The organism is Actinomycetota bacterium, from assembly GCA_014360645.1.
In the GTDB taxonomy this organism is placed as follows: domain Bacteria; phylum Actinomycetota; class Geothermincolia; order Geothermincolales; family RBG-13-55-18; genus Solincola_B.
Genome location: JACIXD010000023.1, coordinates 1 through 7,346, shown reverse-complemented (window position 1 = coordinate 7,346; position 7,346 = coordinate 1). Strand labels below are relative to the sequence as shown.

Sequence of the window (7,346 nt, the reverse complement as noted above, 5' to 3'; positions counted from 1 at the left end):
ATTACCGCGACCACCTCTTCCTGGGGACCAGCGAGGCAGCGGGCCTCGGGTTCTCCGATCCGAGGGAAGCGAACTCCCGTCTCGAGAAGTCGGGGATGGAAGCGGGGTGGCGCGGCGCCTACAGCCTTGACTCCGCCTTCAATCAGTCCCTGGGATACTATCCACGGGGCACGGCCTTCTTCGCCACCATCAACGCCATGGCCCGCCTGCGCCTAGACCGCGTTTCCGGATACCTCCTCTACGACCCCGCCCACGCCCCGGGGCGCGTGCCCGTCTTCTCCTGCGCCGACTGGGGAGGAAAGCGCGTGCCCGTGCTGGTCTTCGACGTCGCTGGAAACCTTCAGCAGGCCACCCATTCCACGCTCCTTCCCGCAACCCGCAAACGGGCACAATCGAGGCCGGTCACCGCGCTGCAGGCCAGGCCCTTCTCGTGTTCGGCCGAAGGCGAGAGCGGGGGTCGTATCGTGGAGGTCTCTTACGACGCGTCGGCCGGATCCGTCACCGGAGCGTACGTCTATAATGGGAACGGCGAGCTCGTACGCGCGCTTTCTCCCGCCACCTCTCCCCTCACATGGGACGGCAGGGACGAGGACGGCGATCCCGTGGCCGACGGCACCTATACCGTCTATCTCACGACGCGCTCCCCGGATCCCTCGGTGCATATGCCCGCCGCCACGACAAGGGTGGGGGCGAACACCAACATCCCCACCCCCTCCAACACCTGGTACCTGGCGGAGGGCTACACCGGCAGCAACACCGAATCCGGCGAGTTCGACACCTGGGTCCTCATCCAGAACCCCGGCGACCAGGCCAACAGAGCCCGCGTCACCTTCATGCTGCCGGGGGGGGATAACGTGACCCGCGAGTATTCCCTCCACCCGCGCTCCCGTTTCACCATCCACGTGGACGATATCCTGCCGGCGGCGGAGATGTCCACCCTGGTGGAGTCAGACCTGCCAGTGGTAGTGGAACGCGCCATGTACTTCGGGGGAGGGCTGGCGGGGCACGACACCATCGGCGTCAACGCACCCTCGCGGCGCTGGTACCTGGCGGAGGGATATACGGGAGGCGATTTCGACGAATGGGTGCTGGTGCAGAACCCCAACCACACGCCCGCGCAGCTGAAGGTGCAGTTCCAGACCCAGGAGCAGGGCGTCGTGGACCGCTCCTACGGCCTCGAGCCCCGCTCCCGTTTCACCATCCACGTGGACGATATCCTGCCGGATTCCCAGGTCAGCACCTATCTGGAATGCGATCTCCCGGTGGTGGTGGAGCGCGCCCAGTATCTCAACTACATGAACAGCGGCCACTGTTCCATAGGCGCCCGCTCGCCTTCCACCACCTGGTACCTGGCCGAGGGATACACGGGAGGCGGCTTCGAGGAGTGGCTCCTGGTACAGAACCCCCAGGACGGTGCGGCCCGGGTGGAGATAACCTTCATGGAGCTGGACGGCACCAACACCAGGATGGAATTCGACGTCCCAGGTCGCAGCCGCTACACGGTCCCCGTCCACGACTTCCTCCCCGGTGCCCAGGTGTCGGCGCTGGCGACCTCGTCGCGTCCGGTGATCTGCGAGCGCGCCATGTACTGGAACGGACGCAGCGACGGCCATGCCACCATCGGCACCCCCACGCCCGAGTATTCCTGGTACTTCCCCGAGGGGTACACCGCCGGCGGCTACGAGGAATGGCTGCTCATCCAGAACCCCTGGGACACCAAGGCCGTCGTCTCCGTCGAATTCATGCTCCCCGGCGGCTCGAGCCAGAGCATACAACTGGAGGTGGCCGCGAGGTCCCGTTTCTCCCTTAACGTCGGGGGCATCATCGGGGAGACGGAGGTGAGCCTGCGGGTCTCCTCGGATCTGGCGGTGGTGAGCGAACGCGCCATGTACTGGAGGGAGCGTTACGGCGGCCATTGTTCCATAGGAGCCATGCAATAGGGGTCAGCCCCGGACATGGGACAATTCCCGTCCCGAGCCGCGTATGTTGCCCATCCTGCCTTCTTCCGTTAGGGGCCGCCGGGTAGCGGTCCCGCTCGGCGCGCATGAAGCCGGGACCGGATAAAGAGACCACATGAGGCACGGCCTCGCTCGCACCGACCCCGGTTCCTCCGAGTTCCTCTGAGCGTGTCAATACAAGGCCCGCCACTTGAGGCACGGCCTCGCTCGCACCGACCCCCGGTTCCCGGACAGAGATCGCTCGAAGGAGGGCGGTTTTTCTTCCGCTTGTCATGCCGCATCGCATGCGGATCCTCCCACGGGCAGGGTCTGCAAGAAGGATGCCCCCTCTCCTCCACCTCTGTCACAGTCTCACCGGCATACCCTGCCGTTTAGGTAAAAGGTGCCGCAAAGAGGAACCGTCGAGGATGATGAGCTATACTGGTGCTAGAAAAGTCACTCCTGCCTCGAGGCGGTCCCGGGTGATGCTTAAGGAATTGTCGGCCACGATAACACAACATCTCGACACCCTGGTCGAGGAGATGCTGGCCGCCTTCGAGCTCACCATACCTACTTACGCGGGACTCTCCGATGAGACCAAGGGCGAGATACGCGAGCTGGTCAAGAAACTGACCGTCGCCACCACCAGGTTTCTAGCCGGTCGGGGACTGGAACGCGAGGACCTGTATGCCTTCGCACGCATGGTGGGACGCAACCGGTCCCTGCAGATCATACCCTTCGCCGACCTCGTGCGCGCCGTCTTTCTGGTAGAGACCATAGTATGGGACCGGGTGATACCGCGGATGGGCACCATGCAGACGGACGATATGCGCAGGCTCCTCGACCTGCAAGGGGAGCTCAACGCCGAGCTCATCGCGGCCCTCTCGGCCGCTTACTCGGAGACCAGGGACGAGATGATCAACCGACAGTTGCGCGAGCTGCACGGCCTTCTCGAGGTGGGGAGGACCATCACCTCCACCATGGACCTGGACCGCGTATTCCTCCAGATACTCGAGGTGGCGGCGGGGATCATGCAGACTCCCATGGGCGCCGTCTACCTGCTGGAGGAAGAGGGAGAGGAGCTGCGCCTCGTCACCCAGTTGGGGCTGGCCCAGCCCTGGACCAAGGGCCGTCGCATCGAACTCTCGCGCTCCCTGCTGGCCCAGGCCATCAAGGAGAGGTCGCCGGTCACCGCGGCTGACGCGCGATTGCGCGGCCTCAACCTGCCATCCCCCGCAAGTGGGGGAAGGGTACGCTCGGTGCTCTCCTGCCCTATCATGAAGGACGACAGGCCCATCGGCGGCCTGGAGCTCTACGATGTGACGGCACGCAACTACAACCGCCTCGACATGGCTCTGCTCGCCGCTTTCGCGCCCCAGGCCGGGGTGGCCATCGAGAACGCCAGGCTCTTCCAGTTGGAGCGCAAGCGGCGCAGGCAGACGGTGGAGCTGAAGGAGCTCGCCGAGGCCATCGCGGGCGCGATGTCCTTCAAGCAGGCCCTGGGCATCATGGTGCGCAGTCTGGTGATGATCACCGGCGCGGACCGGTGCCTGCTCTTCTTCTACGACGCGGAGGAGGAAAAGCTCGAGTTCTCCCGCGGATACGGGCTCACGTCCGGGATGACCAGGCGGCTCCATGACCGGAGCTGGAAGCTGGAAGAGCTGGACGAGGCGGTAAGGCTTGCCATAAAAAACCAGGATGTGTTCACCACCGACGACGCCCTCACCGACCCGCGCATAAACGAGGACTACGCAAAGTTCCTGAAGGTGAGAGCGTGCATCATCGCTCCCCTCATTTACGGCGGCAAGGTCAGCGCGGTCCTGGTCATCGGAAGCGCCGCCAAGGCCAGCCTCTTCGAGGAGGTGGACCGCGAGATGATCACTGTGGTCCTGGACCAGGTGACCATCGCCATCGAACAGGTGCGGCTGAGGGAGCGCATTCGCGAGAGGGAGAGGAGGCTTCAGGAGCTGGAGGCCAGCGAGCGCGTCTTCTTCGAGAGGGAGCGCAGCGAGGCCATCATCTCCGCCAACCCCGAGGCCATCTTCCTGGTGGGGCGCGAGCGCGAGGTGGTGCTCTTCAACCCTGCGGCGGCGGAGCTCTTCGGCTGGCGCGAGGAGGAGGCCCTGGGAAGGCACGTCCACGAGATACTCTACGGGGAGACGGGCGTGGAGTCCGGCAAATGCACGCGCGAGGGATGCCCCGTGGAGGCGGCTTTCCGGGGGGAGAAGCCCGGTCCGGTGGAGATGGAATACATGCGCCGGGACGGCAAGACCATATGGATAAGCGGCTCCTTCTCGGTGATCCGCAACCAGAAGCGGCAGATCGTGAACGTGGTCTGCGTGTTCCACGACATCACGGAGCAGAAGAGGCTGCAGTATCTCGCCCTGGTCGACCGGGAGCTGGACATCGCCTCCGACATCCAGGGAGCGCTCCTCCCCAGCGGACCCCTGGAGAACCGCTACGTGAAGGTGCTGGCACACCAGGAGCAGGCGCGTATCGTGGGCGGGGACTGGTACGACTACTGGGAGGAGGGAGGCCGCCTGGTCCTGGTCATCGGAGACGCGGTGGGAAGCGGGATACCCGCCGCCCTTCTGGCCACCCTGGCCTTGAGTTCCATACGCGCCGAGGCCAAGTACGGCAGCAACCCCGTGGATATCGTGCGCAAGGCAAACCGCGCCATCTTCCCGCACCGCCTCGAGGACCGCTTCATCACCATCCTCTACTGCGAGCTGGACCAGAAAACGCTTCTCCTGCGCTACGTGAACGCCGGCCACAACGACCCCATCCTCATACGCGGGGGCTCGGAGCTGATGACCCTGGGATCCCGGAAGCGCATCATCCTCGGTGCCTTCGAGGACCCGGACCTGGAGGTCGAGGAGATACAGCTCGAGCCCGGCGACCGCCTCTTCTTCTACACCGACGGGGTGGTGGAGTGCCGAGACAGCAGGCGCCGCATGTTCGGGGAAAACCGCTTGAGGCGATACCTCAAGACGGCGGGCTCTCGGGCGGCCGGTGTCTTTATACAGGACCTCGTGGAGGGCCTAAAGGGATTCTGTGGCGGCAGGATGGAGGACGACTTCACCGTCCTGCTGTGCGACATCAACAAGCGCTGAGGCATGATCCCGCTTTCGCTCCCGTACCGTGGTCAGCGCGCAGGGTCCATCCGGGCGCCGGATCTACGGGGTGGGCGCGACGCTTCGCATGGTCCGGCCGAGACCGGCCTGCCGTCCCGGCGGGCGTCCTCCGGGTTGAAAGAGCTTGAGGGATCGCCCTCTCGCCATATGGACCAGGCAAGTCCGAATAGACAAGAAACGCTGCCTCCCGGATCTCCTCCATGACGTGGATGCCCGGAAAGCGAGAAGAGATCTTGCCGACAATAGGAACGGGGTTCGAGCCGGCCATCCGCTGGCCCCAACGAAACCGCGAACTATTATAATAGGAGTGCAAGTGGCCTCTGTTTCCAGTTCTGGAGGGCTGCGCGGAGCATGAAGGCAGGAGTTCTTACGCCGCAGATGGCGCGTGATTTCGTCGCGGCATGGCCCGTATACCGGGGGGACAGGGACAATCCCCTCTGGATGGATCCCGATGAGCTGAAGGCCCTCCAGGAGAGCAGACTACGGAAGCAGCTTGAGCTGGCCTCGGCATTCAGCCCTTACTACCGCGAGGTCTTCCGCCGGGAAAAGGTGGAGGTGGAGAGGGTCCGGACCCTCGAGGACCTTGAGCGCATCCCCGTGACCTCGAAGGAGGCCTACCTGGACAACCCCCTTTCCTTTCTCCTGGTAATCGAACCCACGGAGGTGCTGGATGCTACCTACGAGATCACCTACACCTCGGGCATCACCACCGGCGCGCCCGCGCCCTTCTTCAACTCCGCCTACGACATGTACAATCTCACCCTCCAGATGCGGCGCATGGCGGAGATCTGCGGGGTGACGCCCGAGGACACGGTGCTGAACCTCTTCCCCTACGGCAGCCTGCCCCACGTCGGGTTCTACCGCACCGTCCATTTCGCCTCCGCGGTGGGGGCGAGGCTGGTGAACGCCATGGTGGGGAGGGACGCGCCGGGTTTTCCCCTCCACCGCTCCATGGACGAAGCCCTGGGCCTGGCGGAGGCCAACCGCGCCAGCGTGCTGGCGGGCATCGGACGCTACGAGCGCCGGTTCCTGGTGCGCGGCAACCAGACGGGGGCAGACCTCTCCGCGGTGAGGCTGGTCATGGCCCTGGGGGACGCGGTGCCGGAGGGAGTGCGGGACGAGATGCGGAGGCTCCTACGGTCGGAGAACGAAGAGGAGGTCTTCGTCAACAACGGATATGTGTTGACCGAGTGCCAGGGACCCTTCGTGGAGTGCTGCGAGTTCGGCGGCAACCACAACTGCGCTCCCAATCTCTACCACCTGGAGGTCCTGGATCCCGAGACCCTTCGCCCCCTTCCCGACGGAGAGGTGGGGATGCTGGCGGTGACCCACCTCGACCGCAGGGGCACGTTGCTCCTCCGCTACCTGGTGGGGGACATGGCCGCCGTGGAGTCGGGCAGGTGCCCTCACTGCGGGCGCTGCGGCCAGCGCCTGGTGGTGAGGATGCCCTCCACGTACGCGGTGCGGGCAGAGAAGGTCATCCGCGTGGGCGGGAAGCTGGTCAACCCGGAGGCGGTAAAGAGCCAGCTCGCCGGGGTCAAGGGCATGGTGGAATACCAGCTGGTGGTGGAAAAGGAAGACCCCGGCAATCCATACAGCCCCGACCGCTTGATCATCCGCCTCTCGGTGGCGGGGAGGATGCGCCAGGACCTGGAGGAGGAAGTGGTCTCCAGGGTGAAGGAGGCTACGGGCATCGTGCCTCTCATCCAGTTCGTGCAGTCGCCCGAGATCTACGACCCCACCCTGGCGCTGAAGGCCACCCGCTTTCTCGACCGGCGCTGAAGGGGCGGCGCCGGTGCGGTCCACCACATCGGCGAAAGGGGTCGGAGGGCGGCTCCCCCGCTAAAGGTTGAAAACACGGTGTGTCGGCGCACAGGCGCTCTCACCTGTGAGGGCGCCACTCCACAGGGTCCCTTCAGCGCGATCCGGCGCCTGCCGGCTCAGGGCGCGCCGCGCACCTCCGGGGGAAGGAGCTGCGGGTTCCGGGTTTCCGTGAGCTGCCCCGAGGCGTCGAAGCAGAGGACCGGTATGCGCCCCGCGGGATCATGAGCACCCCAGTCTGCGCAGGCGAACACCGGCACGCGCCCCGGGGCGTGGGCGGGGTCGTAGAGGAGGTATCCGGAGACGCGGTCTAGGCGCAGGCGGGCCATGGCCGCGGGAAGCGCCAGGAGGGCCACGCCGCGGCTGTAATAGCCGAGGGACTGGTCAAGGGCGTGGTCGGGAAGGAAAGCGCCGCGCAGCGCCCCGTAGCGTTCCTCCCTGCCTGGGTTATAAG

General features: G+C 65.4%; 4 protein-coding genes. 3 read left to right on the top strand and 1 reads right to left on the bottom strand.

Going from position 1 to position 7,346, the window contains the following annotated elements; translation table 11 throughout:
- Positions 1-95: 95 nt before the first annotated feature.
- The 3 genes from H5T74_14460 (at position 96) to H5T74_14450 (ending at position 6,853) form a co-directional block, all read left to right on the top strand.
- Positions 96-1,940 carry a hypothetical protein gene (locus H5T74_14460; GenBank protein MBC7231578.1) on the top strand — a complete coding sequence of 615 codons (1,845 nt, stop codon included), beginning with the start codon at positions 96-98 and terminating at the stop codon, positions 1,938-1,940.
- Positions 1,941-2,434: 494 nt separating this feature from the next.
- Positions 2,435-5,050, top strand: coding sequence for a SpoIIE family protein phosphatase (locus H5T74_14455; GenBank protein MBC7231577.1), 2,616 nt, complete (start codon positions 2,435-2,437; stop codon positions 5,048-5,050).
- Between the two features lie 372 nt (positions 5,051-5,422).
- Positions 5,423-6,853, top strand: a complete 1,431-nt coding sequence (locus tag H5T74_14450; GenBank protein MBC7231576.1) for an AMP-binding protein — start codon at positions 5,423-5,425, stop codon at positions 6,851-6,853.
- Between the two features lie 158 nt (positions 6,854-7,011).
- On the opposite strand, the gene H5T74_14445 is transcribed toward H5T74_14450, so the two are convergent.
- Positions 7,012-7,346, bottom strand: a 335-nt coding sequence (locus H5T74_14445; GenBank protein MBC7231575.1) for a hypothetical protein, incomplete at its 5' end; no start/stop codon positions are given.